This is a genomic window from Serpentinimonas sp. SMBJO2 (genome assembly GCF_056341105.1).
The window spans coordinates 2,504,711-2,531,030 of the sequence record NZ_CP150628.1 but is presented as its reverse complement, the minus strand read 5'-3'; the positions used below and the strand labels follow the sequence as shown (position 1 = coordinate 2,531,030).

Genomic DNA, 26,320 nt, shown 5'->3' with positions numbered 1-26,320 from the left:
GGTCGGTTCTGGCCGTGACCGGATAGGCTGCAGGGGCAAAAAACGTCGAAAGGAACGCAGGCATGAAACCCATCTGGATCGTCGACGACGACCAATCGATCCGCTTCGTGCTCGAAAAAGCGCTGCAGCGCGAGGGCCTGCCCACGCGCAGCTTCAGCCAGCCGCGCGAGGTGATGGCGGCGCTGGTGGCGGGCGACGACGCCGGCCCGCAGGTGCTGGTGAGCGACATCCGCATGCCGGGCGGCTGCGGGCTGGATTTGTTGCAGCAGGTCAAGCAGCACCTGCCGGGCCTGCCGGTGATCATCATGACCGCCTACTCCGACCTCGACAGCGCCGTGGCCTCGTTCCAGGGCGGGGCCTTCGAGTACCTGCCCAAGCCCTTTGACCTGACGGCGGCGGTCGATCTGATCCGGCGCGCCATGCAAGAGAGCCAGCGCGAGCAGGTGGCCGAAGAGGGCGCGGCCGCTGCGCCCGAGATGCTGGGCCAGGCCAGCGCGATGCAAGACGTGTTTCGGGCCATCGGGCGCCTGAGCCAAAGCCTGGTCACGGTGATGATCACGGGCGAATCGGGCACCGGCAAAGAGCTGGTGGCGCGGGCGCTGCACAAGCATTCGGCGCGCGCGCGCGGGCCGTTCGTGGCCATCAACACCGCCGCCATCCCCAAAGACCTGCTCGAGAGCGAACTCTTCGGCCACGAACGCGGCGCCTTCACCGGCGCCCAGACCATGCGCCGCGGCCGCTTCGAGCAGGCCGAGGGCGGCACCCTGTTCCTCGATGAAATCGGCGACATGCCCTTCGAGCTGCAAACGCGGCTGCTGCGCGTGCTCTCGGACGGGCAGTTCTACCGCGTCGGCGGCCACAGCGCCGTCAAGTCGCAGGTGCGGGTGATCGCCGCCACGCACCAGAACCTCGAGCAGCGGGTGCGCGAGGGCGCCTTTCGCGAAGACTTGCTGCACCGCCTCAACGTCATCCGCCTGCGCCTGCCGCCGCTGCGCGAACGGCGCGAAGACGTGCCGTTGCTGACGCGTTTTTTCCTGCAGCAAAGCGCCAGGCAGCTCGGGGTTGAGCCCAAGCGCATCAGCACCCCAGCGCTGCATGCCCTGGCCGCCTTTGATTTTCCGGGCAACGTGCGTCAGCTGGAAAACATCTGCCACTGGCTCACCGTCATGGCGCCGGCCCAGGTGGTGGAGCGCAAAGACTTGCCGCCCGAGGTGCTGCAGGCCGTGGCGGATGCGGGCGCCGGGGCTGCGCCTGCGGCTTGTGCAGTGGCAGCGGGGGCTGGCGTGGCTGGGGTGGGGGATGGGGTTGGGGCGGCCGGTGCGACGTGGGAGGCGGGCCTCTATGCCCAGGCGCAGGAGCTGCTGGCCGCAGGCCACAACGGCGTTTGGGACCAGTTGCTGCACCGCTTCGAGGCCCGTTTGCTCGAGGCCGCGCTGGCGCACACCCAAGGCCGGCGCATCGAGGCGGCGCAGCAGTTGGGCATCGGCCGCAACACCCTGACGCGCAAGCTGCACGAGCTCGGTTTGGGCTAGCAGGGCGCCAGCCTGCGGCTCAGAGCCCTTGCAACTGCACCCACAGCGGCGCGTGGTCGCTGGGCTGTGGGTGCTTGCGCGGGCTGCGGTCGATCTGGCAGGCCTTGGCCAGCGGGCGCAGCGCATCGCTGAGCAAAATGTGGTCGATGCGCAGGCCACGGTTTTTTTGGAAGCCCAGCTGGCGATAGTCCCACCACGTATAGCTTTTGGGCGGCTGCGCAAACAGGCGGTGCGCGTCGTGCAGGCCCAGCGCCAGCAAGGCCTGCAACTGCGCCCGCTCCACGCTGCTGCAGTGCAGGCTTTCGCGCAGGCCCTCCGGGTCCCAGACGTCGGCGTCGTCGAAGGTGATGTTGAAGTCGCCCAGCAGCAGCAGCCGTGGGTGGCGCTGCATTTCGTCGGCCAGCCAGCCGCGCAGCGCCTCAAGCCAGCGCAGCTTGTAGGCAAACTTGTCGCTGCCCAGCGCCTGCCCGTTGGGGAAATAGGCACCGACCACGCGCAGCGCGGGAGTGCCGGCGCCAGCGGTTATCTGGGCGCTCGCCGTGTCAATCGCACCCAAGGTGGCGGCGATCAGCCGCGCCTGTGGGTCGTCGAAGCCGGGCAGGTTGCGCTGCACCGCGCTCCAGCCCGAGCGCGCCAGCAAGGCCACGCCGTTGTAGGTTTTTTGGCCGTGCCAGACGGCTTGATAGCCGGCCTGCGCGAAAGCGGCGGCGGGAAACTTGTCGTCGCTGAGCTTGAGCTCCTGCAGCGCCAGCACATCCACCGGCGCACCTGCGCTGGCCTGCGCCGCCAGCCAGTCCAACACCTGCGGCAGGCGCACGGTGAGCGAGTTCACGTTCCAGGTGGCGATTTTCATGGTCGCGGCAAGTATAGGGCCCCGGCAGACAGGGCGCTGTTGCGGCCGCTGGGCGCGTCCAGTCGGGGTGCGCTTGGGGCACAGCGTGGGCCCCAAACGCCTGCAGCCGAGCCGCGATCGGCCACAATGGAGTGCCTCGCTGCACCAGCCGCCCATGAAGCCCCACGCCACCTTGCCCGATTTTCGCAACCTCGGGGTGTGGCTGCGCATCTTGCTGCTGGCGCAGGCGCTGCGGCTGGCTTTTGTGGTGCTGGCTGGGCCCGGCGGCCAGCCGTGGCTGGAGCAGCTGCTGCAGCAGTCGGTGCGTTTTGATCCGCCCCTGCTGGCGACCGTGTTGCTGCTCTATCTGCTGCAGCCGCTGCTGGCACAAACCGGCTACCGGCGCGGGCTGGTGCTGGTGGTGCTGCTGGCTGCGAGCGTGGCGGCGCTGTGGCACGTGGCGGTGGAGCAGGGGCTGGGGCTGGCGCTGGCGGGCTCGGCGGCGCACAGCGCCAGCGTGGCGGGGCTGCTGGCGGCGGCGCTGCTGTTTTATTTTGACTGGCGCCAGCAGCGCCTGTCGCCGGCGCTGGCCGAGGCGCGGCTGGCGGCGTTGCAGGCGCGCATTCGGCCGCATTTTCTGTTCAACAGCCTCAACAGCGTGCTGGCGCTGCTGCGCCACCAGCCGCAGCAGGCCGAGGCGGTGCTGCACGATCTGGCCGATTTGTACCGCGCGCTGCTGTCGGAGGCGCGCACCCTGGTGCCGCTGGGGCAGGAGCTGGCGCTGGCGCGCGCCTACATCGAGATTGAAACCCTGCGCCTGGGCGCGCAGCGCTTGCGCATGCAGTGGCGCACCGAGCACGCGCCGCTGCAGGCGCTGGTGCCGCCGCTGCTGCTGCAACCGCTGCTCGAAAACGCAGTGCGCTACGGCGTCGAGCCGGCGCCCGAGGGGGCCGAGGTGTCGTTGGAGGTGTACCTGGACGGCAGCGAGCTGCGTCTGTTCGTGCGCAACTCGCTGGCGCCAGGGCCGCTGGCGGCGGCAGCGGCCGCCGCCGGGGGCAACCACATGGCGCTGGGCAATATCCGCGAACGGTTGCAGCTGCATTTTGATGCCGAGGCGCAGATCAGGCGCTACCACACCGACAGCGAGCACGTGGTGCTGGTGCGGCTGCCGCTGCGCAAGGGCGCGGCTGCAGCGGCGGCTGGATGAGTTTCTTGCAAGGGCACAACGCCCAGGCAGGCGGGTTCAGTGCACCCGCACCGCTTCGGCGACTTCGCCGCGCAGCGAATGCGCCCGTGCCTCGGTGATGCGCAGGTCCAGCAGCTGCCCGATCAGACGCGTGCCATGGCTGCCGGCGTCGAAGTTGACGCTGCGGTTGCAGGCGGTGCGGCCGGTGAGCTCGTGCGCGTGTTTGCGCGATGGGCCTTCGACCAGAATGCGCTGCACGCTGCCCACCAGGCCCGTGGCGATGGCTTGCGCCTGCTGCTCGAGCAAGGCCTGCAGCGCGTGCAGGCGCTGCAGCTTGAGCGCCGGCGGGGTGTCGTCGGGCAGATTGGCCGCCGGGGTGCCGGGGCGCGGGCTGAAGACGAAGCTGAAGCTGGAGTCAAAACCGACGTCGCGCACCAGCTTGAGCAGTTGCTCGAAATCGGCCTCGGTCTCGCCGGGGAAGCCGACGATGAAGTCGCTCGACAGCGACAGGTCGGGGCGCACGGCACGCAGCTTGCGCACCGTGCTTTTGTACTCGAGCGCGCTGTAGCCGCGCTTCATGGCCGCCAGCATGCGGTCGCTGCCGTGCTGCACCGGCAGGTGCAAGTGGCTCACCAGCTTGGGCAGGCGCGCGTAGACCTCGATCAGGCGTGGCGTGAATTCCTTGGGGTGGCTGGTGGTGTAGCGGATGCGCTCGATGCCGGGGATTTCATGCACGCACTCGAGCAGCAGCGCAAAGTCGGCCAGATCGGCGCTGGGTGCCATGGCGCCCTGGTAGGCGTTGACGTTTTGCCCCAGCAGCGTGATTTCCTTCACGCCCTGCTCGGCCAGGGTGGCGACTTCGAGCAGCACCTCGTCGAGCGGGCGGCTGAACTCCTCACCGCGGGTGTAGGGCACCACGCAGTAGCTGCAATACTTGCTGCAGCCCTCCATGACGCTGACGAAGGCGCTGACGCCTTCGACCCGCGCCGGCGGCAGGTGATCGAATTTCTCGATCTCGGGAAAGCTGATGTCCACCTGCGGCCGCTGTTGCGCCGCGCGCGCCTGCAGCAGCTCGGGCAGGCGGTGCAGGGTCTGCGGGCCAAACACCACGTCCACATAGGGTGCACGGCGGACGATTTCCTCGCCCTCCTGGCTGGCGACGCAGCCACCGACGCCGATGAGCACGCCTTTGTGCTTGAGGTGGCGCACCCGGCCCAGGTCAGAAAACACCTTTTCCTGCGCCTTTTCACGCACCGAGCAGGTGTTGAACAGGATCAGGTCGGCCTGCTCCACATCGCTGGTGGGTTCGTAGCCTTCGGCGGCGGCGAGCACGGCGCCCATTTTGTCCGAGTCGTACTCGTTCATCTGGCAGCCGAAGGTTTTGATATAGACTTTTTTGCTCATGGCGGGCAGCGGTTCGTGGTGTAGATCCAGAGGCTGTCGGGGGCAACAGGGCCGCGGATTTTAGCCCGGGCTGGCGGCTTCCTGTGCGGCGCGCTCCATGGCGGCAGCCACGCCCTGCATGAAGCCCAGCAAGGCGGGTGGGGCTTGGGTGTGCTGTTGCAGCAGCAGGGCCAGCTGCCAGGCGTCGCGCGCCTGCCCGATGCGGGTTTGCCACAGGGTGGCGTCCTTGACCCACTGCTGGCTCTGGTGCAGCCGCTTGGCCGGCAGGGTGCTGGCCATGGCCTCGCTGCCGTAGCGCAGCCGTTTGGCCAGCAGGCGCGCTTCGTGCAGCGTGGCCACGTCGAGCAACTGGGCCTGTTCGCCCTGCAGCAGGCGGTGCAGGCGGCGGTGCCAGCCCGCGAGCCTGGCGCCGATCGCGCGTTTTTCGATCGCCATGGGTTGCTGCCCTGCCTGCCACAGATGGCGCGTCAGCGCCAGCAGCGCCTGGCCGGTGGCGGGGTCGAGCAGGGTCTGGCGCAAGCGCGAGCGCTGGGCGCTGCGCGCCGCTTGCAGCTCGGCCAGGGCTAGAGCGCAGGCCTTGGGGGTGGCGTCGTCGGGCGCGGGGGGCACCGGTGCAGCGCCGTCGGCTGCGCCGGCCTGAGCACAGGCCCAGGCGCCGCTCCAGGCGGGCAGGGTTTCGCTGCAGGCCACATCGAGGTTGCGCTGTGCGCCCAAGGCCTCGAGCAGTGGGCGCAGCGCCGCGAAATCGGGGCCGGGGCCCAGCCACGGGCGCAGCAGGCGCAGCAGGCTGCGCCAGCGCCGCCAGCCCACCCGCGCCTGATGCACCCATTCGGGCGCCTCGCTGTGCAGCAGGCCTTCGAGGTTGCGCAGGAATTGATCCAGCGCCTCGCCCAGCACGCGCAAAGCCAGCGCCGGCAGGGCCTCGCCGCGCTGGCGCTCGAGGCGGCGCGCCCGCACCGGCTGCAGCAGTTGCCCGTTGGCCAGCAGACCGGCGCGCTCGGCCTTGCTCAGGTTGCAGGGCAGGCAGGGCAGGCGCCGGGCCAGTTCGTCGGCCAGTTCGAACAAGGCCGTGGGCGCGCCGGCCAAGAGTTCGAGCTCGATTTCCAGCAGCGGCTGCGTCTGCCCGTCGGCGAGCACTTCGCCGGCGTCGAACGCGACCTCGAGCAGCGTGCCGTCGCGGCGCGCCACCAGCCAGGTGGTGCGCAGACAGCGCGTCTCGAAGCAGGGTTGCAGGCGCTCGAACAGCGCGCCATCGGGGTCGAGCGCGTCCCAGGCGGTGCCGCGAAGCCCGGCGCGCTCGGGTTGGTCGGCGGCCACCAGGCACTCCCACTCGCCGCGCTGGCTCAGACCGGCGCTGGACGAGCCTGCCGTCTTGAGGGTCTGCACCCACACCGCAGCGCCCGTGAGCGTGTCGCCTTCGGCGCCCGTGCCTGCGTGCAGATCGCGGCGCTGACGCACGCGCAGGGCGCAGCGCTGCTGCTGCAGCAAGCGCTCGGGGGTATCAAAGTAGCGGTTCACCAGCTGCTGCTGGCGCAGCTTGCGCCGCGCCAGGCTGGGTGCGCGGCGCAGCAACTGCAGGGCCGCCTCGTGCGTCAAGCCCGGCACCAGCAGCTTGAGTTCGATTTCCTGTGGGTTGCTCATGTAGGGTCTGTGGTGCCTGGGGGCCAAAGGTTCCTCTGCCTTTCATTATGGGCGGCGTGCGGTATTTTGGCAAGCTCGAGGCCGCAGCCACAGGGCTGCGCTTGCGGCACAATGCGCAGCATGGATGCGACCTCCCCACCCCTATCGACTTCACCTTCGTCCACCCTGGCCCCGGCCGAGCGTGCCGCAGTGCTGGCCGAGCTCCTGCCCAGTCTGCGTGCGCAGCAGGGCCAGACGCTGGTCATCAAGTACGGCGGCAACGCCATGACCGAGCCCGCGCTGCAGCTCGCTTTTGCCCAGGACGTGGTGCTGCTGCAACTGCTGGGCATGCGTCCGGTGGTGGTGCACGGGGGCGGCCCACAGATCGAAAACCTGCTGCAGCGCCTGGGCAAGCAGGGCCGCTTCGTGCAGGGCATGCGCGTCACCGACGCCGACACCATGCAGGTGGTCGAATGGGTGCTGGCCGGCCAGGTGCAACAAGAAATCGTGGGCCTGATCAACCAGGCCGGTGGCCGGGCGCTGGGGCTGACCGGGCGCGACGGCGGCCTGATCCGCGCCCAGGCGCTGCGCCTGCCCGACGCCACCGACCCCAGCCGCTGGCACGACATCGGGCAGGTGGGCGACATCGTGGCCGTCGATCCGGCCTTGCTGCACACCGTGCAGGCACAGGGCTACATCCCGGTGGTGAGCCCGATCGGTTTCGGCGCCGGCAACGAGCGCTTCAACATCAACGCCGACGTGGTGGCGGCGCGGCTGGCCACCAGCTTGCAGGCCGACAAGCTGCTCATGCTCACCAACATCCCCGGCGTGCTCGACCGCCAGGGCCAGCTGCTGGCGCGCCTGAGCATGGCGCAGATCGAGGCCCTGATGGCCGACGGCACCATCAGCGGCGGCATGATCCCCAAGATCGCCGGCGCGCTCGAGGCCGCCCAAAGCGGCGTCAAGGCGGTGCACATCATCGACGGCCGGGTGCCGCACGCCATGCTGCTCGAGGCGCTGGGTCTACACGCCTGCGGTACCACCCTCTGCGTGGCTTGAGCAGGGCCCCCGCCTGGGGCCGACAGAGCCGAAAGATTTAGGGAAAACCCTAGGCCTCTGGGGCGCGCTGCACGCCTTGACAGGCTGCGGCTTGGGCATAAAATAGCACGATCGTTCGTATTTTTTGCCATGACCCTCATGCCCCCTGCTCCCAAAGTCCAGATCGAGGCCGTCCAGCGCCCGCGCCGGGTGGCCGCTGCGGGCCTGCGCGCCGGGCGGGCGTTGCAAAAGGGCCAGCAGACGCGCGCCGCCATTTTGGATGCGGCGCTGGCGCTGGCGGCGCCGGTCGGGCTCGAGGGCTTGAGCATCGGGGCCATTGCCGAGGTCATGGGCATGAGCAAGTCGGGCGTGTTTGCCCATTTTGGCTCGCGCGAAGAATTGCAGATTGCGGTGGTGCGCGAATACCACCGGCGCTTCGAGCGCGACGTGTTCTACCCGGCGCTGCAGCAGCCGCGCGGGTTGCCACGGTTGCGCGCGCTGTTCGATCTGTGGATGCGCCAGACGGCGCTCGAGATCGATGCGGGTTGTGTCTACATCAGCGGCGCGGTCGAGTTCGACGACCGTCCCGGCCCGGTGCGCGACGAGCTGGTGCAGACCGTCAAGACCTGGCAGGCGGCGCTGCGGCGCGCGGTCGAACAGGCCATCGCCGAAGGCCATCTGAAACCCAGCGCGCAGCCGGAGCAGATCGCTTTCGAGATCCACGGCCTGATTCTGGCGCTGCACTACGACGCCCGTTTTCTGCGCAACCCGCAAGGGCTGAACCTGGCGCGGCAAGGCTTTGAGCACTTGCTGGAGCGCCACCTCCGTTGACCCCCTTTCCACCGTCCTTTCCCATCAGGAGACCTGTCCCATGCCCGCTTACACCCCGCCGCTGCGCGACATGCAGTTCGTGTTGCACGAAGTGTTCCACGCCGTCGATGCGCTCAAGGCTTGCCCGGTGCACGCCGACGTCGATGTCGATACCCTCAACGCGGTGCTCGAAGAGGGCGGAAAATTTGCCGCCGAGGTGGCGTTTCCGCTCAACCTCAGCGGCGACCTGGAGGGTTGCACGCTCGACCAAAGCACCCACGAAGTGCGCGCGCCCAGCGGTTTCAAGGCCGCCTACGAGCAGTACGTGGCCGGCGGTTGGCCGGCCCTGAGCTGCGACCCCGAATACGGTGGCCAAGGGCTGCCGTTCGTGGTCAACCAGTGCTTCTATGAAATGCTCAACAGCGCCAACCAGGCTTGGGCCATGTACCCGGGGCTGAGCCACGGCGCCTACGAGTGCCTGCACGCCCACGGCACCCCCGAGCAGAAAAAAGCCTATCTTTCCAAGCTCGTGAGCGGCGAGTGGACCGGCACCATGTGCCTGACCGAACCGCATTGCGGCACCGACCTCGGGCTGCTGCGCACCAAGGCCGAGCCGCTGCCCGACGGCACCTACCGGATCAGCGGGCAAAAGATTTTCATCAGCGCTGGTGAGCACGACCTCACCGCCAACATCCTGCACCTGGTGCTGGCGCGCTTGCCCGGCGCCCCGGCGGGCAGCAAGGGCATCAGCCTGTTTCTGGTGCCCAAATACCACGTGCAGCCCGATGGCTCGCTGGGCGCGCGCAACCCGATCCATTGCGCCGGCCTGGAGCACAAAATGGGCATCCACGGCAACTCCACGGCGCAACTGGTGCTCGACGGCGCCATCGGCACGCTGGTGGGGCAGCCCAACAAGGGCCTGCAGGCCATGTTCGTGATGATGAACGCCGCCCGCCTGGGCGTGGGCAACCAGTCGCTGGGCCTGACCGAAGTCGCGTACCAAAATGCGCTCGCCTACGCCAAGGACCGCATCCAGATGCGTTCGCTCTCGGGCGCCAAGGCCAAGGACAAGCCGGCCGACCCGATCATCGTGCACCCGGACGTGCGCAAGATGCTGCTCACCGCCAAGGCCTGGGCCGAAGGCGGGCGCGCGCTCATGAGCTACTGCGCCCTGTTGCTCGACCAGGAAATCAACCACCCCGACGAGAAGGTGCGCAAAGACAGCGCCGAGCTGCTGGCGCTGCTCACTCCGATCGCCAAAGCCTTTGTGTCCGACAACGGCTGGCAGGCCACGGTCATGTGCCAGCAGGTATTCGGTGGCCATGGCTACATCAGGGAGTGGGGCATGGAGCAGTACGTGCGCGATGCCCGCATCAACATGATCTACGAAGGCACCAACACGGTGCAAAGCCTCGACTTGCTCGGGCGCAAGGTGTTGGGCAACAACGGCGCATCGCTGAAAAAATTCGGCAAGCTGGTGGCGGCGCTGGTGGAGGAAGAAGGCACCAACGAGAAAATGGCCGAGTTCATCAATCCGCTGGCTTACCTGGGCGAGCAGATGACCAAGTTCACGACCGAGATCGGCTTCAAGGGCCTGCAAAACCCCGACGAAGTGGGCGCGGCGGCGGTGGACTACCTGCGCGTGGCCGGGCACCTGGTGTATGCCTACTTCTTTGCCCGCATGGCCTCGGTGGCGCTGCGCCAGATCGCCACCGGCAGCACCGATCCGTTCTACACTGCCAAGCTGCAAACGGCGCGTTTCTACTTTGCCAAGCTGCTGCCCGAGACCGCCATGCTGATGCGCACCGCGCGCGCCGGCAGCGCCGCGCTGATGGACACCGAGGCCGCCTTGGCCTGATGACTTGCCCACCCCACCCAGGAGACACGACATGAAACACGCACTACGCACCTTTGGGCGCTCGTCCCTGCTGGCCGCTGGCCTGCTGTTGGCGGCATCGGCCTGGGCCCAGATGACCCCGGTCGGCACCTGGCAGTCGATCGACGACCAGACCAACCAGCCGCGCACCGAAGTGGTGATCAGCGAGCAAGGCGGCGTGCTTACCGGGCGCATCACGCGCCTGTTGCGCCCAGGCGCCGACCCGCAAGGGCGCTGCACCGCCTGCACCGACGACCGCAAGGATCAACCGATGATCGGGCTCGAGATCATCCGCGGCGCACGCCAGGCCGAAGGGCGCGCCGTCTGGGAGGGTGGGCGCATCCTCGACCCCGAAGACGGCCGCACCTACACCCTGCGCCTGACGCCGATCGAAGAGGGCCGCAAGCTGCAGGTGCGCGGCTCCATCGGCCCCTTTGGTCGCACCCAGACCTGGGTCCGCGTCCAGTGACGGCAGCCCGCTTCAACGCAAGGAACATTCCGTGAGCCGATTTCAAATCAAGCAAGTCGCCGTGCTCGGCGCCGGTGTGATGGGGGCGCAGATCGCAGCGCACCTGGTCAACTGCAAGGTGCCGGTGATTTTGTACGACCTGCCCCAGGCCGATGCGGGCACGGGCGACCTGAGCGCCATCGCCAACCGCGCCATCGCCAACCTCAAAAAGCTCAAGCCCGCCCCGCTGGGGGTGGCCGACGACGCCGAGCTGATCGAGGCCGCCAACTACGAGCAGCACCTCGAGCGCCTGCGCGGCTGCGACCTGATCATCGAGGCCATCGCCGAGCGCATGGACTGGAAGCGCGAACTCTACGCCAGGATCGCGCCCTTTGTCGCCGAAGGCGCGCTGCTGGCCTCGAACACCTCGGGGCTGTCGATAGGCGCGCTCTCGGATGTGCTGCCAGTGGCCTTGCGCGCGCGCTTTTGCGGCATCCACTTCTTCAACCCGCCGCGCTACATGCCGCTGGTCGAACTCATCGCCACCCCGGACACCGGGCCGCAGGTGCTCGATCAGCTCGAAACCTTTGTCACCAGCGTGCTGGGCAAGAGCGTGGTGCGCGCCAAGGACACGCCCAACTTCATCGCCAACCGCATCGGCATCGCGGGCATGCTCTCGACCATGCAAGAGGCCGAGCGCTTTGGCCTGACGTTCGAACGTGGTCGATGACCTGACCGGCAAGCGCCTGGGGCGCGCCAGCAGCGGCACCTTCCGCACCGCCGACGTGGTGGGCCTGGACACGCTGGCGCACGTCATCAAGACGCTGCAAGACACCCTCAGCCCGGCCACCGACCCCTTCTACCCCAGCTTCCAGACTCCCGAGGTGCTCAAGGCCCTGCTCGAGCTCGGGCACCTGGGGCAAAAAACCAAGGCCGGTTTTTTCAAGAAGGTCGGGCGCGACATCCACCGCTTCGAGCTCGCCAGCCGCGACTACGTGCCCTGCGCCGACGGCAAGGGCCAGAAGGCCGACGAAGTCTATGGCCGCATGCTCAAGAAGCCGGCGCCCGAGCGCCTCAGGCTGCTGCGCAACGCCGAGGGGCCGCAGGGGCGTTTTCTGTGGGCGATACTGCGCAACGCCTTTCACTACGCTGCGCTGCACCTGGCCACCATTGCCGACTGCGCGCGCGACGTCGATCAGGCCATGCGCTGGGGCTTTGGCATGCAGCAAGGCCCGTTCGAGCTCTGGCAAGAGGCCGGCTGGCTCGAGGTGGCGCAGTTGGTGCAAGCCGACATCGACGCCGGGCTGGCGCTGTGCCGCACGCCGCTGCCCGCTTGGGTCTTTGATGGCCCGGTGGCCGCGCGCGGGGGTGTGCACCAGCCCGAAGGCTCGTGGAACCCCAGCCTGGGCCAGTTTCAGCCCCGGCGCGAGCTGCCCGTGTATGGGCGCCAGCTGTTCCGCGAGACCTTGCTTGGCGAGGGCGCGCAGCCCTTCCACAGCGCTGGCCAAACCGTGTACGAAGACGCCGACATCCGCCTCTGGACGCTGGCGCAGGGCGACCTGGCCGGCGTGCTCATCGCCAGCCTCAAGAGCAAGATGCACGCCATCGGCCCCGGCGTCACCGAGGGTCTGAGCCGCGCCGTCGATCTGGCCGAGGGCGGCTACCAGGGCCTGGTGATCTGGTCGGGCGACGAGCCGTTCAGCGTCGGCGCCGATTTGCAAGCCGTGATGCCGGCCTTCCTGGCCGCGGGCGTGTCGGCGATCGAAGACGTGGAGGCCGAACTGCAGCGCGTCATGCTCAAGCTGCGCTACGCCCAGGTGCCGGTGGTGGCGGCGGTGCGCGGCATGGCGCTGGGCGGTGGCTGCGAGCTGCTGCTGCACTGCGCGCACCGGGTGGTGCACCTCGAGAGCTACATCGGTCTCGTGGAAGTGGGCGTGGGCCTGATCCCGGGCGCCGGCGGGCTGACCTACATCGCCCGGCGCGCGGCCGAAAACGCCCGCGCCAGCACCGGCACCGATATGCTGCCGTTCCTGAGCGAAGGCTTCAAGGCCGCCGCCATGGCCAGCGTGGGCACCAGCGCCCTCGAGAGCCGCAAACTCGGCTACCTGCTGCCCAGCGACACCATCGTCGCGCACAAGGACGAGCTGCTGTACGTGGCCATCGGGCAGGCGCAGGCGCTGCAGCGCGCCGGCTACCGGCCGCCGCTCAAGCGCCTGTTCCCGGCCGCTGGGCGCTCGGTCAAAGCCACCCTCCTGGGTTCGCTGCTCAACATGCGCGACGGCGGCTTCATCAGCCAGCACGACTTTTACATCGCCAGCCAGATCGCCCACGTGGTCTGCGGCGGCGAGGTCGATGCCGGCACGCTGGTGAGCGAGGAGTACCTGATGCAACTCGAGCGCCAGGCTTTTTGCAGCCTGATCGTGCACCCCAAAACGCAGGCGCGCATCATGGGAATGCTGCAAACCGGCAAACCGCTGCGCAACTAAATACCCGGAGCCCTCCCCGATGAAACCCCTACAAGACGCCTACATCGTTGCGGCCAAGCGCACGCCGATCGGCAAATCGCACCGCGGCGCCTTCAGGCACACCCGCCCCGACGACCTGCTGGCGCACGTGCTGCGCGCCGTGCTGGCCGAGGTGCCCACCCTCGACCCGGCGGCGATCGAAGACGTGATCTGCGGCTGCGCCATCCCCGAGGCGCAGCAGGGCCTGAACGTGGCCCGCATCGGCGCCGTGTTGGCTGGGCTGCCCAACAGCGTGGGCGGCATCACCGTCAACCGCTTTTGCGCCTCGGGCCTGAGCGCGGTGCAAATGGCGGCCGACCGCATCCGCGTCGGCGAGTCCGACGTGATGATCGCCGCTGGCGTGGAAAGCATGAGCATGGTGCCGATGATGGGCAACGCGCCCAGCCTGTCGCCAGCGGCGTTTCGCAACACCGAGCGCGTCGAGGACTACGGCATTGCCTACGGCATGGGTCTGACGGCCGAAAAAGTGGCGCAGCAGTGGAAGGTGAGCCGCGCCGACCAGGACGCCTTTGCCCTGCAATCGCACCAGCGCGCGCTGGCGGCGCAGGCGGCGGGCGAGTTCGGCGCCGAAATCACGCCGGTGGCGGTCACCGAGCGCCGGCTCGACCTCGCCAGCGGCCAGGTGCACGAACAGCAGCGCGTGGTCAGCCTGGACGAAGGTGCGCGCCCCGACACCTCGCTCGAAGGGCTGGCCAAGCTCAAGCCGCCGTTTGCGGTGCCGCGCCGTGCCGACGGCACCCCGACCGGGCTGGGCAGCGTCACCGCCGGCAACAGTTCCCAGACCTCCGACGGCGCCGGGGCGCTGCTGCTGGCCAGCGGCGCGGCCGTGCAGCGCTTTGGCCTCAAGCCGCTGGCGCGCTTCGTCGGTTACGCCAGCCGCGGCGTGCCGCCGCACCTGATGGGCATCGGGCCGATCGAGGCCATTCCGGCGGCGCTCAAGGCCGCTGGCATCGGCCAGCACGACCTGGACTGGATCGAACTCAACGAAGCCTTTGCCGCGCAGGCGCTGGCGGTGCTGCGCTCGCTCGGGCTCGATCCGGCGCGTGTCAACCCCATGGGCGGGGCCATCGCCCTTGGGCACCCGCTGGGCGCCACCGGTGCCATCCGCGCCGCCACCGTGGTGCACGCCTTGCAGCGGCACCAGTTGCGCTACGGCATGGTGACCATGTGCGTGGGCATGGGGCAGGGCGCAGCCGGTATTTTCGAGCGGGTTTGAGGCCTGCTGGGTTTAAGATCGTGCACCGGGCCGCCGCCGCAGGCGGCCCGTGCGCTTTGTGCGCCCGATTCGCCCTTTTTCCCTCCACGAGGTGCCCCCACGGTGAGAACGCAGCAGATCAAGGTCAAAGACGGTTTCAAGCTCGGCGTGCGGGTGTTCGAGTCCACGGGGCCGGCGACGGGCAGCGTGGTCATCGCTGCGGCCATGGGCGTGCGCCAGGATTTTTACACCCCCTTTGCCCAGTGGCTGGCGGGGCAGGGCTGGCGCGTCCTGAGCTTCAGCTACCGCGGCACGGGGGATTCCCTGCCCGCCGGGGTGCGGTTGCGCGGCTTCCAGGCCGATCTGCACGACTGGGTGCGCGACTTTGAGGCGGTGATCGACTTTGCCCACACCGACCGCCCCAAGCTGCCGCTGCTGCTGCTGGGCCACAGCCTGGGCGCACAGCTGGCCGGGCTGCTGGCCAACGCCGACAAGGTCAGCGGCCTGTTGAGTGTGGCCGCCGGAAGCGGTTACTGGCGCGAAAACACGCCGCGGCTGCGCTTCGTGGTGCCCTACTTCTGGTTTTTCGTGGTGCCACTGGCCACGCGCCTGTGCGGCTACTTCCCTGGCCGCAGTCTGCGCATGGTGGGCGACATTCCGGCCGGCGCCATGCTGCAGTGGCGGCGCTGGTGCCTGCACCCGCGCTACAGCGTGGGCGTAGAGGGCGAGGCCGCGCGCGCGCGCTACGCCGGCGTGCGCTACCCGCTGCTGGCGCTGTCCATCAGCGACGACGAGCTCATGACCCTGCAGGGCACGCGCAGCCTCGTGCGCCTGTACGCAAACGCCCCGAGCGAGGTGCGCCGCATCGTCCCCGCCGATCTGGGGCTGCGCCGCATCGGGCATTTTGGTCCCTTCAAGGCCGAACACGAGCCGGGACTGTGGCCCCTGATGCAGCAGGCCCTGCACGAGTTGCTGCAGCGGCCCGTGCGGCTGGGGCAAGATTGATTCACGCATCGATTCCAGACATTCATTCAAGGAGACCGATCCATGTCCGACATACTGAGCCACCTCGAAGGCGGGGTGCATACCCTGACCCTGAACCGCGTGGAGCGCAAAAACGCGCTCACCAGCGCCATGTACAGCGAGCTGGCCGCGGCGCTCGAGCAGGCCGCCACCGACCCCGCCGTGCGCGTGCTGGTGCTGCAGGGCGACGCCACGGTATTCTGTGCCGGCAACGATCTCAACGATTTCTTGCACAGCCCGCCTCTGGGCCCCGATTCGCCGGTGCTGCGCTTTCTGCGCGCCAGCGCCAGCTTCCCCAAGCCCTTGCTGGCGGCGGTCTGCGGCCCGGCGGTGGGCATCGGCACCACCTTGCTGCTGCACTGCGACCTGGTCTATGCCGGCGACAACGCCGCGTTCTCCATGCCCTTTGTCAACCTCGGGCTGTGCGCCGAAGGGGCTTCCAGCCTGTTGCTGGCGCAGCTCATGGGGCACCAGCGCGCCGCCGAGGCGCTGCTGCTCGGTGAGCCCTTTTATGCCGAAGCCGCGCTCGAAGCCGGGCTCGTCAACAAGGTGCTGCCGCCGACCGAGGTCAACGGCTATGCCCAAAGCGTGGCGCGCAAGCTCGCCGCCAAGCCGCAGCCCTCGTTGCTCGAAACCAAGCGCCTGATGAAGCAGGGCCAGCAGGCGCTGGTGCTGCAGACCATCGAGCAAGAGGCGCTGGTGTTTGGCCGCATGCTGCGCGAGCCGGCGGCCAAAGAAGCCTTCGGCGCCTTCATGCAAAAGCGTCAGCCAGATTTTTCGCGCCTCTGAGCCACCCGCCGCCATGAGCAAACCCCCATCCGCAGCAGCGCCACCGCCGCACGTTTTCGAGCCCGAATTCATCGACGGCGTGCGCGAGATATTCGAGCGCCGCATTCTGTTCAACGCCTTGCTGGGTTTGCAGATCACCGCCATCAGCCCCGAGCTGGTGACGGCGCAGATCGCCATGCGCCCCGACCTGATCGGGCACTTTGCCCACAACCGCATCCACGGCGGCGTCATCAGCGCCGGGCTCGATGCCATGGGCGGGCTGGCGGTGATGGCCGCCATCGGCGCGCGCCACCTCGACGAGCCGGTGCTGGCGCGCCTGCACCGTTTTGCCAAGCTGGGCACCATCGATCTGCGCATCGACTACCTGCGCCCCGGTATCGGCGAGCGCTTCGAGTTGCGCGCCGAGGTGCTGCGGCTGGGCTCGCGCGTGGCCTCCACGCGCATGGGATTTCACGCCGCCGACGGCAAGCTGCTGGCCACCGGCGCGGCGGCCTATATCGTCTCGTAGGGCGCTTGCTGGCCCTCATCTCCTGGCGGCTGGGCAGCGCTGGTGTGCGCTGGGCGCGCGCTGTCATGGGCGGCACGCACGGGCTTGTTATGATGGCGACGGCCGAAGCCCCACCCCTTGCCACCCCTTCCCAGCCCTGGAGAGCCGCGCCTTGCCGCAATTCGACCTGTTCAACCAGCTCTGGCTGACGCTGTTTCTGGTCATCCCCATGGTGCTGATCGCGCGCACCGTGGTCGCCGGTTCGTGTTATTCGCCGATCCTGATCATCGTCATCTTTGGGCTCGCGCTCGGCCATGTGCTGGTGGCCACCGGCGCCGGTGCGCCGGGTCTGGCCGAGTTCTCGCTCCTGGGGCTGCTCAGCGGCACCACGGTGGTGGTGCTGACGGCGGCCTTTTTTGCCGGCGGGCAGCAGTTGCGGCGCATCTTTGGCCAGTTGCAGGTGCCCCCCGACGACTCGATGCAGCCCTGCACCGAGGAAACCCTGCTCGGCACCAACCGCACCCAGCTCATGTTCGTGCTGCGCTCGGTGTTTTTGCTGCTCGGCGTCGAGGCCGCCCGGCGCGTGCTCATGGGTGTCGACAGCGGGCCGCTGGTCGCCTACTACCCGCTGATCGCTTACATCGGTCTGTTGCTGGCCTTCATCCTGATCGACCACAAGGCACAGCTGCGCAACAAGCGCGAGTACCTGGGCAAGGGCGTGCTCGAACTCGGGGCGCTGGTGGCACTGCTGCTGGCGGCCTGGTTGCTGGCGCAAAGCGTGCGCCCCTTGCTCGCACTGCCGACGATCTTCTTTGCCATGCTGCTGGCCTGTGGCCTGGGGGCGCTGGCGTGGCGCTGGCAGTTTGGCCCGACGCTGCGCGCGCTGCTGTTTGCCGGCATCCCGGTGGTGCTGGCGGCCAACTTTGTCATCGGCGGCTCGCGCATCGCCGATGCGTTCCAGATCGAGGGCATGGACGCGGTGCTGGCCTACGGCTTCTTTGGCCAGATGCTGTGGATGTTTGGCGGCATCGCGCTGCTGATGGGGTTGGGGCGCACCAATCAGGTGCGCAACCTGGCACCCGGAATGGCCGGGGCGCTCTCGCACGCCGGCCTGACCGGGGCCTGCACGGCGGGCGACCTGGGGCCGACGGCGGCGCAGCGGGCGCCGATCATGATCAACGTGCCCTTCATCGGCCACATCTTCGTCTTTTCCATCCTGGCCATCAGCATGGAGTATGGGCAGTTGCTGTGGCCCGCGGCGCTGGCGGTGTTCGTGGGCGGGCTGCTGCTCACGGCGCTGGCGCTGCGCAGCCTGAGCCGCGCCGATGGGGCCGATGCGCCCGAGGTCAAGGGCCTGATGCAGTTCTCGCTCGGCTGGCAGCTCACGGCCATGTTCGGCGGCCTGCTGCTGCTGGCGCTGTTTGCCATGCCGCTGGAACATTCGGCACTGGCCAAGGCGGCCTCGCTGTCGCATTTCGGGCTCTTTGCCGCCACCCAGGGCGGCATGTTTGGCCCCGAGGCGGCGGGGTTGATCGCGCTCATCTTCTCCATGCCCTTTTTGGTGCATCCGTTCGTGTTCTTCATGTTTGGTCGCGCCATGGCCAACGGCGGCGCCATGCCGCGCTGGCCGGTGTTCGTGCTGGCGGGCGCGGGGCTGTTCGGGGTGGCGCTGACGCTGGCGCGTTTTTGAGCGCCGGGCAGGGGGCAGGCCGCGCTGGGGCGCAGCCGACCGGGAGCAGGGCATGGGCGCGGCTTGTGGCAGCCCAGCCACAGTCTGGGCCTGTGCGGGTTTTCGTGATTGCGTCCTGGCACTTTCTTTGCTTCAATCTGCTGGCGTAGTCCCTAATTTTTACCAGGAGCTTTCCATGCGCGCTTTCCCTTTTGCTCTCTCCGCTCTGGCAGTTGCGGCGGCCTTGGCCCTGCCCGCTGCGGCACAGGCCCAGCTTTCGTTCAACATCGGCGCGGTGTCGCTGTACAAATACAACGGCATCGACCAAGACTCGCGCCAAGGGCTGCGTGCACGCGACTTCCGGCCGGCCCTGCAAGGCGGGGTCGATTACGATTTCGGCAACGGCCTTTACATCGGCAACTGGAACTCCACCGGGCGCTTTGGCCAGGCCAACCTGGAGATCAACCTCTACGGCGGCTACAGCGGCGAATTCGCCAACGGCATGGGCTTCGACGTAGGCTACATCACCTACCTCTACCCCAACAGCGGCGGCGGCTGGAACGGCAGCGAGGTCTATGGCAGCCTGAGCGTGGGCATCCTGACAACCAAGCTGAGCTGGGGCACCAGCGGCGTGATCGACGAGCATGCGCGCCTGAGCTTTCTGATCGAGCAGCCCCTGACCGAGCGCCTGACGCTCGAGGCCGGCGTGGGTTTTCGCAACCGCCAAAACTTCAACACAGGCGCCACCGACTACCGCTTCGGCCTCACCTACGCCCTGACCGAAAGCCTGAGCACCTCGGCGATCTGGTCCGGTGCCGACACCGACCGTGCCGGACAGGCCGGCAAGGGCCGCCTGGTGCTGGGCCTGACGCAGTCGTTCTGACTGTGAACGAGAGCTTGCGGGTTGTCGCCAGTTGCCGCGCTGCAGCACGCAGGGCACAATGGGCCCTGGCGCATCCCGGCATGGGGCCGGAGGCGTGCCGCTTACATGCACTACAGGAGCCCGGTTTCATGCGCAGCCAAGTCATCGTCAGCTGGGGAGACACCCAAGAGTACACATTCGATCTGGAAGAAATGCAGCCCATGCCCAACGGGCTGGCGCGCGAGTGGCTGGATCAGCAGTTCGTCGAACTGGGTTGCGAACCACTGCGCCTGTCGGGCAAGGTGTTGCTGGCCGACAAGGTGGCGGTGATCGCCCGCACCGCCGGCGAAGCCCATTTTTCAGACCCCGCCCAGCGCGCCTGGGCACTGGCCTTTGCCCAAGCCGCCAGCGCCACGCTGGCGCGGCCCGTGGTGCACATCGATGTGCCGACGATGACCGTGAGTTACTAGAGAGGGTCTGGGTCAAAGCGCTGCCGCAGCGCGTGCAGCAGCTTGTGGTGCACGCCGCCAAAGCCACCGTTGCTCATGCACAACAGGTGGTCGCCCGCTTGCGCGGCCGCCACCGCCTGCTGCACCAGGCTGTCGATGTCGGCGGCCACCACGGCCCGAGCGCCCAGGGGGGCCAGCGCCGCAGCGGCGTCCCAGCCCAGGCCGCCGCTGTGGCAAAAAGCCAGGTCGGCGTGCTCCAGGCTCCAAGGCAGTTGCGCCTTCATGGTGCCCAGCTTCATGGTGTTGGAGCGCGGCTCGAACAGCGCCAGGATGCGCTGCCCGCTGCCGCCGCGACGGTCGAGCTGGCGCCGCAGGCCGTCGATGGTGCTGCGCATGGCGCTGGGGTGGTGCGCAAAGTCGTCATAGACCGTGATGGCGCCGTCGGTGCCGGCCGGCCCAGCGCCCGCGAGCTGTCCCGGCGTCGGCCTGGCCACCTGCACCTGCCCGCGCACTTCGAGGCGCCGTTTCACGCCGGCAAAGCGGCCCAGCGCCGCGGCTGCCAGCGCCAGCGGCACGCCCAAGTGCTCGGCGGCAGCGGCGGCGGCCAAGGCGTTGAGCTGGTTGTGTACCCCGCTCAGCCCCCAGCGCACGCGGCCGCTGGCGTGGCCGCGCTGGCGCAGCACGAAGTCGTCGGCTTCGCCTTCGGCGCAAAAGTCGCTCACCGCGCTGCCGAAACTGCGCTGCTCGCTCCAGCAGCCCTGGTGCAGCACGCGCGCCAGGCTTTCTTCGAGGCCGTTGTAGATCACGCGGCCACTGGCCGGCACGGTGCGCAACAGGTGGTGAAACTGGCGCTCGATGGCCGCGAGGTCGTCGAAGATGTCGGCGTGGTCGAACTCGAGGTTGTTGAGCACGGCGGTGCGCGGCCGGTAGTGCACGAACTTGCTGCGCTTGTCAAAGAAGGCGGTGTCGTATTCGTCGGCCTCGATCACGAACGGGGCCGCGGCCGCTCCCAGCCGCGCCGAGACGCCAAAATTTTGCGGCACGCCACCGATCAGAAAACCCGGTTGCCGCCCGGCGTGTTCCAGAATCCAGGCCAGCATGGCGCTGGTGCTGGTTTTGCCGTGCGTGCCCGCCACCGCCAGCACGTGGCGGCCGTGCAAAAGCTGCTCGCTCAGCCACTGCGGGCCGCTGCTGTAGCGTGCGCCGGCGTCCAGAATGGCTTCCATGAGCGGAAATTTGGGCGTGCCGTCGGGGCTGCGGGCACGCGACACCACGTTGCCCACCACGTACACGTCGGGCTGCAGCGCCATTTGCTCGGCGCCAAAGCCTTCGATCAGGTCGATGCCGAGTGCCTGCAGCTGCTCGCTCATGGGCGGATAGACGCCGGCGTCGCAGCCGGTGACGCGGTGGCCGGCGGCGCGCGCCAAGGCCGCCAGGCCGCCCATGAAAGTGCCGCAAATGCCTAGGATGTGGATGTGCATGGGGCGCGATTATCGCGGTTGCAGCCAGCCGGCATGGAGCTGCGGCGCCGCAACGGCTGGCGAGCACAAAAAGCCCTGGAACTGGTCGCAACCGAGTGCCTGCAGGTGCTGGCGCTGCGCTTCCAGCTCCACGCCTTCGGCCACCACCTCCATTTTGAGCGCCCGCGCCAATTGGATGATCGAGGCGACGATGGCGGCATCGACCGCGTCGTGGTGCATGGTGGCGATGAAGCTGCGGTCGATCTTGATCTGCTGCAACGGGAAGCGTTTGAGGTAGCTCAGGCTCGAGTAGCCGGTGCCGAAGTCGTCGAGCGAGAGCCGCACACCCAGGGCGCGCAGCGCCTGCATCCGCGCCAGCGCTTCGTCGGCATCCTCGATCAGGATCGATTCGGTCAGCTCCAGCTCCAGCAACTGCGCCTGCAGCCCGTAGGTGCCGAGCAACTGCTGCACCCGCATGACCAGGCCGTCCGGGTGAAATTGCAGCGCCGAGAGGTTGACCGCCACCGGGCACGGCGTGCCCGCGTCCTGCCAGGCGGCCGCTTGGCGCACGGCTTGCTCCAGCACCCAGTCGCCCAAGGCGACGATGAAGCCGGTTTCTTCGGCCACGCCGATGAACTCCCCCGGCAACACCAGGCCGCGTTCCGGGTGTTGCCAGCGCAGCAGCGCCTCGCACGAGCGCATTTGGCCATTGTCCAGGGCGACGCGCGGCTGGTAGTGCAGCACGAATTGCTGCGCTCGCAAGCCTTCGCGCAGGGCGTGGTCGAGCTGCAGGCGCGCCAGCAGGTTGGCGTTCATTTCGGGCCGGTAAAAGCGGTAGTGGCCTTTGCCGCGTCCTTTGACCTCGTACATGGCGGTGTCGGCGTGGCGGATGAGCGCATCGAGCGTGTCGCCGTCTTCGGGGTAGAGCGCGATCCCCAGGCTGCACGACAGGTTGAAGTGCATCTCGTCGATCTCGATCGGGCGCACCACGGCGTCGATCAGGCGCTGGGCGCTGTTTTCGGCCCCGATGGCATCGGTTTCGTGCAGGTGGACGACGAACTCGTCGCCGCCGAGGCGGCACAGGGTGTCGGTCTGGCGCAGGCAGTGCTTGAGTCGGCTGGCGATCTCGATCAGCACCTTGTCGCCAAACAGGTGACCGAGCGAGTCGTTGATGCTTTTGAAGCGGTCCAGGTCGAGGAACAGCACGGCAAAACCGCGCCCGTTGCGCTGCGCCAGCCGGATCGCATGCACGACGCGCTCGGTCAGCGTCAGGCGGTTGGGCAGGCCGGTCAGGGCGTCGGTGTAGGCGAGCTGCTCGATGCGCTGCTGCGCCGCCAGTTTTTCGGACAAATCCTTGGCAAACAAGACCGTGTTGAGCGCCTGCCCGGCGGCGTCGCGCAGCACCACCCACGAGACCTGCAGGGCCAGCGTGGCACCGTCGGCGCGGCGGTGCCAGAGCTCGTCCTGCCAGTAGCCCGGCCCCTCGAGCTGATGGCGCAATGTGGTTTGCCAGTCGATCTGGCTGGGGGCAAAAAACAGCGTGCTGGCGGGCGCGCCCACCAGATCGGCTTCCTGGCTTTGCGTCAGGCGCAGCGCCGCCGGGTTGCACGCCAGGATGCGTTGCTGCGGGTCGGTGATGAAAATCGCATCGAGGCTGGACTCGAACACCTTGGCGGCCAGCTTGAGCTGCGACTCGGCGGCACAGCGTTCGGTGATGTCGCGAAAGGCATAGACGCGCCCGATCGGCCGCCCGCGCGCCAGTTGCGGCCGCGTGACGCGCTCGAGCAAGCGCCCGCTTTGCAGCAGCAGCACGTCGCTGGCTTCGAGCAGGGGCGAGCGCTGGATCAGCCCGAGCCGCAGCCGGTAGCCCTCGGCGTCGGTGACGCGGCTGCTCAACCAGTGGTGGATCGCTTCGTCGTTTTGCTGCGTCAGCAGCGCTTCAGGCAGCTCCCAAAGCTGGGCAAACAGGCGGTTGAAGGCGCGAATGCGGCCGTCGAGGTCGCACACCAGGATGCCGTCGGCGGTGGATTCGAGCGTGGCGCGCAGTTCGGCCAGCAGGTATTCCAGCTGCTGTTGCGTGGCGTGCTGCATGCTCAGGTCTTGCATTGCCACCAGGCGCAAGGGCGCGGCGGGTTCGTTGGGCAGCGGTGTGATGCGCCGCAGCACCTGCACCGTGCTGCCGTCGGAGCGGCGCAAGACCGTCTCGGACTGCAGCAACGGGGTTTCGGGTTGCGCCAGCGTGTCCCAGTACAGCGCGTCTTCGGGGCTGACCGTCCAGTCGGTCACCAAGGTGCCGCAGATGGCGGGCGCCGGCAGGCGCTGCAGGGCCGACGCGGCCTGATTGGCGCACAGGATGCGCCGCGTCTGTGCATCGACCAGCCACACCGCCTCGAGCAAGCCTTCGATCAGCGGTGGCCAGTGAAAATAACTCATGCAAGCTCCCCGGAGCGCTCGGCGGGGCTGAGGACGCGCTCGAAAAAATAGCAGTAACGTGGCTTGGGCGAAAGGCACAGCAGCACCGGGCGTGGCAGTTGCTGCGGCCGCAGGCTGCGCAGGATGTGGAGTTGCGGCTCCTGCTGCAAGTCGAGCAGCTGCACCACCTCGGTGCTGGCGGTGGGGCCTTCATAGACCATGACCTCGGGTTTGAGCGGGCGCGCGGTGTTGACCGACAGCACCACGGCGTAGCGCTCGTCGCTGAGCTGCACCACCGAGCCGGGCGGGTAAATCCCCATCATGCGGATGAAGGCGCTCAGGGTGCGGGGTTCGTGTTGCGCCCTGTGCTTGGCAAACAGCAGCGACAGCGCCTCGTGCGGTGTGACGGCATGCAGCGGGTTGTGCGGGTTGCACAGGGAATCGTAGTGGTTGACCAGCGCCAGAATGCCGCCTACAGTGCCGATCTGCTCGGCGCGCAGGCCCTGCGGGAAGCCGCTGCCATCGGCGCATTCGTGGTGCAGGGCAATGGCCTGCAGCACCGGTTCGGCCAAGCCCATGCGCTTGCCCCAGGCCAGGCTGTGCCCCACGTGCTGGCGATAGACCTTGAGGTGGGCGGCGCTCAGGCTGGCGTCGCGGTGGCGCACCAGCGCCGGCAAGTCGATTTTGCCGACGTCATGCAGCAGGCCCGCCAGGCCCAGGGTGTGCAGATCGGCGGCGGGCAGTTGCAGAGCGCGCCCGAGCAGCAGGCTGAGCACCGAGACGTTGAGCGCGTGCTGGGTGCGGTGATCCGATGAGGTGTCGGCCAGCAGACGCAGGGCCGACTCCTGCTGCCCGAGCATCTCGTCGAGCAGGTTTTGCACCAATTGCTGGCTCGCGGCGCCGGCGCTGGCGGGGTCGGACTCGAGTTGCGCGTAAACCGCCTTCACGGCGCGGCTGCTCTGGGCGTGCTGGCGCTCGCAGTGGCAGCAGGATTTTTTCCAGGACTCTGCAGGGGTTGCGGTTTTCTGGGGGGTGGTGACAGCCGCTTGTGCGGCGGCTGCGGGTGTCGCATCGGTGTCAGGGGCGGCACTGGCGGGCACGGCCGCCGGATGCGCAGGGCCAGCCTGTGGTGCCGCTTGTGCCGCTGGTGCCGCTGGTGCCGCTTGTGCCGCTGGTGCCGCTGCGCCGGGCAAGGCCTGCGCATCGCTGAGTTCGGGCGCGTAGCGCAGCGTCTGCAGTCCGAGGGCGCGGATGGTGTCGATCTGCTCCTGGGCCGTGATCTTGAACCGGTTCAGGGGAAAGGGGTGATCCATCCAACCCAGATCGAGATAAACGTACAGCCCCACGCGCAGCTCGGACACGGCGACGGTGGGGGGGCGGGGTTCAGACACGAAACGGGCTCCTCGGACGCAATTCTATTTCTAACGGTATCTTAAAAAAAGCAAGGCTCATGCGTAGTCTGTTCATGTGGCCGCGCACGCTGCTAGCATACACGCATGCGTGTCCCCTTGTCACTGGATCAGATCGAACTCGAGGCGCCCTTGCCATTGAATCTCTGGGACGGCAACGGCGTGCTGCTGCTGCGCCGTGGGGAAACCATTCGCAACCTGGAGCACCGCCAGTTGCTGCAGTCGCGTGGTCCGATGGCCGACGAAGAGGAGTTGCGCCAATGGACTTTTCGCTACACCACCGAAATCGACCGCAAACTGCGCGGCAATGCCAGCTTGGCGAGCATTGCCAGCGTGGCGCGCCCCATGGGCCCTGGGCCCGAGCGCTCGGAGCAGGAACTGCCGGTGCCGGCGCGTTGGGCCGACCTGCACACCAGCCTGGGGTTGTTGTTGCACCAAGGCGAGCAGGCACAGGATTTTCTGCGTCGGCTGAGTCTGGTCCGCGTGCGCATCGATGAGGTGCTGCAGTCGCGCATCGACGACAGCCTGTTCGTGCTGGTGCAGATGCTGCTCGATCGCACCTTGGGTTACAGCACCGGCCATGCCTTGCTGTGTGGGCTGTTGTGCCGCATCGTCGGCAAGCTGCTGCTCAAGGAGCCCAGCCAGATCGATGCCCTGATCAACGCCGCGCTGACCATGAACATCGGCATGACGCGTCTGCAAGACGAACTGGCCTTGCAAACCGAGCCGCCCAGCGCCGAACAGCGCCGCCGCATCGACCAGCACCCCTGGCTTGGGGTGCGCTGTCTGCAGCACCTGGGTGTGCAGGATGAAACCTGGCTGCGGCTGGTGCAACACCACCACACCCAGCCCACCACCCTGGGCAGCCTGGAGCACGCCGAGCCGCTGCTGCTGATGGCGCACCTGCTCGCTCTGGTCGATGTGTTTGTTGCGCGCATCAGCCCGCGTGTCAGCCGCAAGGGCTTGCCAGCGCAGCGCGCGGCACGTGACGCCTACCTGACCGCCGACGGCCAACCCAACCCCCTCGGGGCGGCGCTGATCAAGGCCGTTGGCGTCTATATCCCGGGCAGTTTTGTGCGGCTGGCCAGCGAGGAACTGGCGGTGGTGGTGCGGCGCCAGCGCCGCGCCAACGAACCGCTGGTGTTTGCACTGGTCGGGCGCAGCGGCATGCCGCTGGGCGAGCCGGCGCTGCGCGACACCAGCGAGGCGGCCTACGAAATCAAGGCCGGCCTGGCGGCCGACGAGGTGCGGGTGCGCGTGAACACCGCCAAGCTGCTGGCGCGGCTCTGAGGCC

At 68.2% G+C, this 26,320-nt stretch carries 20 protein-coding genes and 1 pseudogene; 15 read left to right on the top strand and 6 right to left on the bottom strand.

The window, feature by feature from the left end; all coding sequences use genetic code 11:
- The first annotated feature begins 62 nt into the window (after positions 1-62).
- Positions 63-1,532, top strand: a complete 1,470-nt coding sequence (gene ntrC / locus AAAZ40_RS11795; protein WP_476660534.1) for a nitrogen regulation protein NR(I) — start codon at positions 63-65, stop codon at positions 1,530-1,532.
- A 19-nt stretch (positions 1,533-1,551) separates the two neighbouring features.
- Here ntrC and xth read toward each other — a convergent pair whose 3' ends face one another.
- Positions 1,552-2,385, bottom strand: a complete 834-nt coding sequence (xth, locus tag AAAZ40_RS11790) for an exodeoxyribonuclease III (RefSeq protein WP_476660533.1) — start codon at positions 2,383-2,385, stop codon at positions 1,552-1,554.
- Between the two features lie 154 nt (positions 2,386-2,539).
- On the opposite strand from xth, the gene AAAZ40_RS11785 reads away from it, so the two are divergent.
- Positions 2,540-3,571 carry a sensor histidine kinase gene (locus AAAZ40_RS11785; RefSeq protein WP_476660532.1) on the top strand — a complete coding sequence of 344 codons (1,032 nt, stop codon included), beginning with the start codon at positions 2,540-2,542 and terminating at the stop codon, positions 3,569-3,571.
- A 36-nt stretch (positions 3,572-3,607) separates the two neighbouring features.
- Here AAAZ40_RS11785 and miaB read toward each other — a convergent pair whose 3' ends face one another.
- Together miaB and AAAZ40_RS11775 are read right to left on the bottom strand one after the other, a co-directional pair.
- Entirely contained in the window at positions 3,608-4,954 is a 1,347-nt protein-coding gene (gene miaB / locus AAAZ40_RS11780) for a tRNA (N6-isopentenyl adenosine(37)-C2)-methylthiotransferase MiaB (RefSeq protein WP_476660531.1), read from the bottom strand.
- A gap of 60 nt (positions 4,955-5,014) precedes the next feature.
- Entirely contained in the window at positions 5,015-6,595 is a 1,581-nt protein-coding gene (locus AAAZ40_RS11775) for a CYTH and CHAD domain-containing protein (RefSeq protein ID WP_476660530.1), read from the bottom strand.
- Positions 6,596-6,715: 120 nt separating this feature from the next.
- Here AAAZ40_RS11775 and argB point away from each other — a divergent pair, with 120 nt between their 5' ends.
- The 12 genes and pseudogenes from argB (at position 6,716) to AAAZ40_RS11715 (ending at position 19,766) form a co-directional block, all read left to right on the top strand.
- The gene (gene argB, locus AAAZ40_RS11770; protein WP_476660529.1) at positions 6,716-7,633 is read left to right on the top strand and encodes an acetylglutamate kinase; all 918 of its coding nucleotides are present in this window, start codon (positions 6,716-6,718) and stop codon (positions 7,631-7,633) included.
- A gap of 138 nt (positions 7,634-7,771) precedes the next feature.
- A complete protein-coding gene (locus AAAZ40_RS11765; protein ID WP_476660528.1) occupies positions 7,772-8,443 on the top strand; it encodes a TetR/AcrR family transcriptional regulator in 672 nt (223 codons plus the stop codon).
- A gap of 40 nt (positions 8,444-8,483) precedes the next feature.
- Positions 8,484-10,280, top strand: a complete 1,797-nt coding sequence (locus AAAZ40_RS11760) for an acyl-CoA dehydrogenase C-terminal domain-containing protein (RefSeq protein WP_476660527.1) — start codon at positions 8,484-8,486, stop codon at positions 10,278-10,280.
- A 31-nt stretch (positions 10,281-10,311) separates the two neighbouring features.
- Positions 10,312-10,767: a DUF2147 domain-containing protein gene (locus AAAZ40_RS11755; RefSeq protein ID WP_476660526.1), complete on the top strand. Its 456-nt coding sequence runs from the start codon at positions 10,312-10,314 to the stop codon at positions 10,765-10,767.
- Between the two features lie 31 nt (positions 10,768-10,798).
- Positions 10,799-13,232: pseudogene (locus tag AAAZ40_RS11750) on the top strand (3-hydroxyacyl-CoA dehydrogenase/enoyl-CoA hydratase family protein).
- Between the two features lie 19 nt (positions 13,233-13,251).
- Positions 13,252-14,487 carry an acetyl-CoA C-acyltransferase gene (locus AAAZ40_RS11745; RefSeq protein WP_476660525.1) on the top strand — a complete coding sequence of 412 codons (1,236 nt, stop codon included), beginning with the start codon at positions 13,252-13,254 and terminating at the stop codon, positions 14,485-14,487.
- A 102-nt stretch (positions 14,488-14,589) separates the two neighbouring features.
- Positions 14,590-15,471 (top strand): alpha/beta hydrolase family protein, encoded by an 882-nt coding sequence (locus tag AAAZ40_RS11740; RefSeq protein WP_476660524.1) that lies wholly within the window; start codon positions 14,590-14,592, stop codon positions 15,469-15,471.
- Between the two features lie 42 nt (positions 15,472-15,513).
- Positions 15,514-16,278 (top strand): enoyl-CoA hydratase, encoded by a 765-nt coding sequence (locus AAAZ40_RS11735; protein WP_476660523.1) that lies wholly within the window; start codon positions 15,514-15,516, stop codon positions 16,276-16,278.
- A gap of 13 nt (positions 16,279-16,291) precedes the next feature.
- Positions 16,292-16,786 (top strand): thioesterase family protein, encoded by a 495-nt coding sequence (locus AAAZ40_RS11730; RefSeq protein ID WP_476660522.1) that lies wholly within the window; start codon positions 16,292-16,294, stop codon positions 16,784-16,786.
- A 151-nt stretch (positions 16,787-16,937) separates the two neighbouring features.
- Positions 16,938-18,455 (top strand): hypothetical protein, encoded by a 1,518-nt coding sequence (locus AAAZ40_RS11725; protein WP_476660521.1) that lies wholly within the window; start codon positions 16,938-16,940, stop codon positions 18,453-18,455.
- Positions 18,456-18,630: 175 nt separating this feature from the next.
- Positions 18,631-19,317 (top strand): TorF family putative porin, encoded by a 687-nt coding sequence (locus AAAZ40_RS11720; RefSeq protein WP_476660520.1) that lies wholly within the window; start codon positions 18,631-18,633, stop codon positions 19,315-19,317.
- A gap of 128 nt (positions 19,318-19,445) precedes the next feature.
- Complete coding sequence (locus AAAZ40_RS11715; RefSeq protein ID WP_476660519.1) at positions 19,446-19,766, top strand: hypothetical protein; 321 nt, start codon at positions 19,446-19,448, stop codon at positions 19,764-19,766.
- On the opposite strand, the gene mpl is transcribed toward AAAZ40_RS11715, so the two are convergent.
- The 3 genes from mpl to AAAZ40_RS11700 are packed head-to-tail and all read right to left on the bottom strand — an operon-like array spanning position 19,763 to position 25,008.
- Complete coding sequence (gene mpl, locus AAAZ40_RS11710) at positions 19,763-21,226, bottom strand: UDP-N-acetylmuramate:L-alanyl-gamma-D-glutamyl-meso-diaminopimelate ligase (protein WP_476660518.1); 1,464 nt, start codon at positions 21,224-21,226, stop codon at positions 19,763-19,765. The two genes, AAAZ40_RS11715 and mpl, sit on opposite strands and share 4 nt — an antisense overlap.
- Positions 21,227-21,235: 9 nt before the next feature.
- On the bottom strand, positions 21,236-23,638 hold the full coding sequence (locus AAAZ40_RS11705) for a putative bifunctional diguanylate cyclase/phosphodiesterase (RefSeq protein ID WP_476660517.1): 2,403 nt from the start codon (positions 23,636-23,638) through the stop codon (positions 21,236-21,238).
- A complete protein-coding gene (locus AAAZ40_RS11700; protein WP_476660516.1) occupies positions 23,635-25,008 on the bottom strand; it encodes an HD-GYP domain-containing protein in 1,374 nt (457 codons plus the stop codon). The genes AAAZ40_RS11705 and AAAZ40_RS11700 overlap by 4 nt, the downstream gene beginning before the upstream one ends.
- 105 nt (positions 25,009-25,113) lie before the next feature.
- Here AAAZ40_RS11700 and AAAZ40_RS11695 point away from each other — a divergent pair, with 105 nt between their 5' ends.
- Entirely contained in the window at positions 25,114-26,316 is a 1,203-nt protein-coding gene (locus AAAZ40_RS11695; protein ID WP_476660515.1) for an HD-GYP domain-containing protein, read from the top strand.
- Positions 26,317-26,320 lie beyond the last annotated feature (4 nt).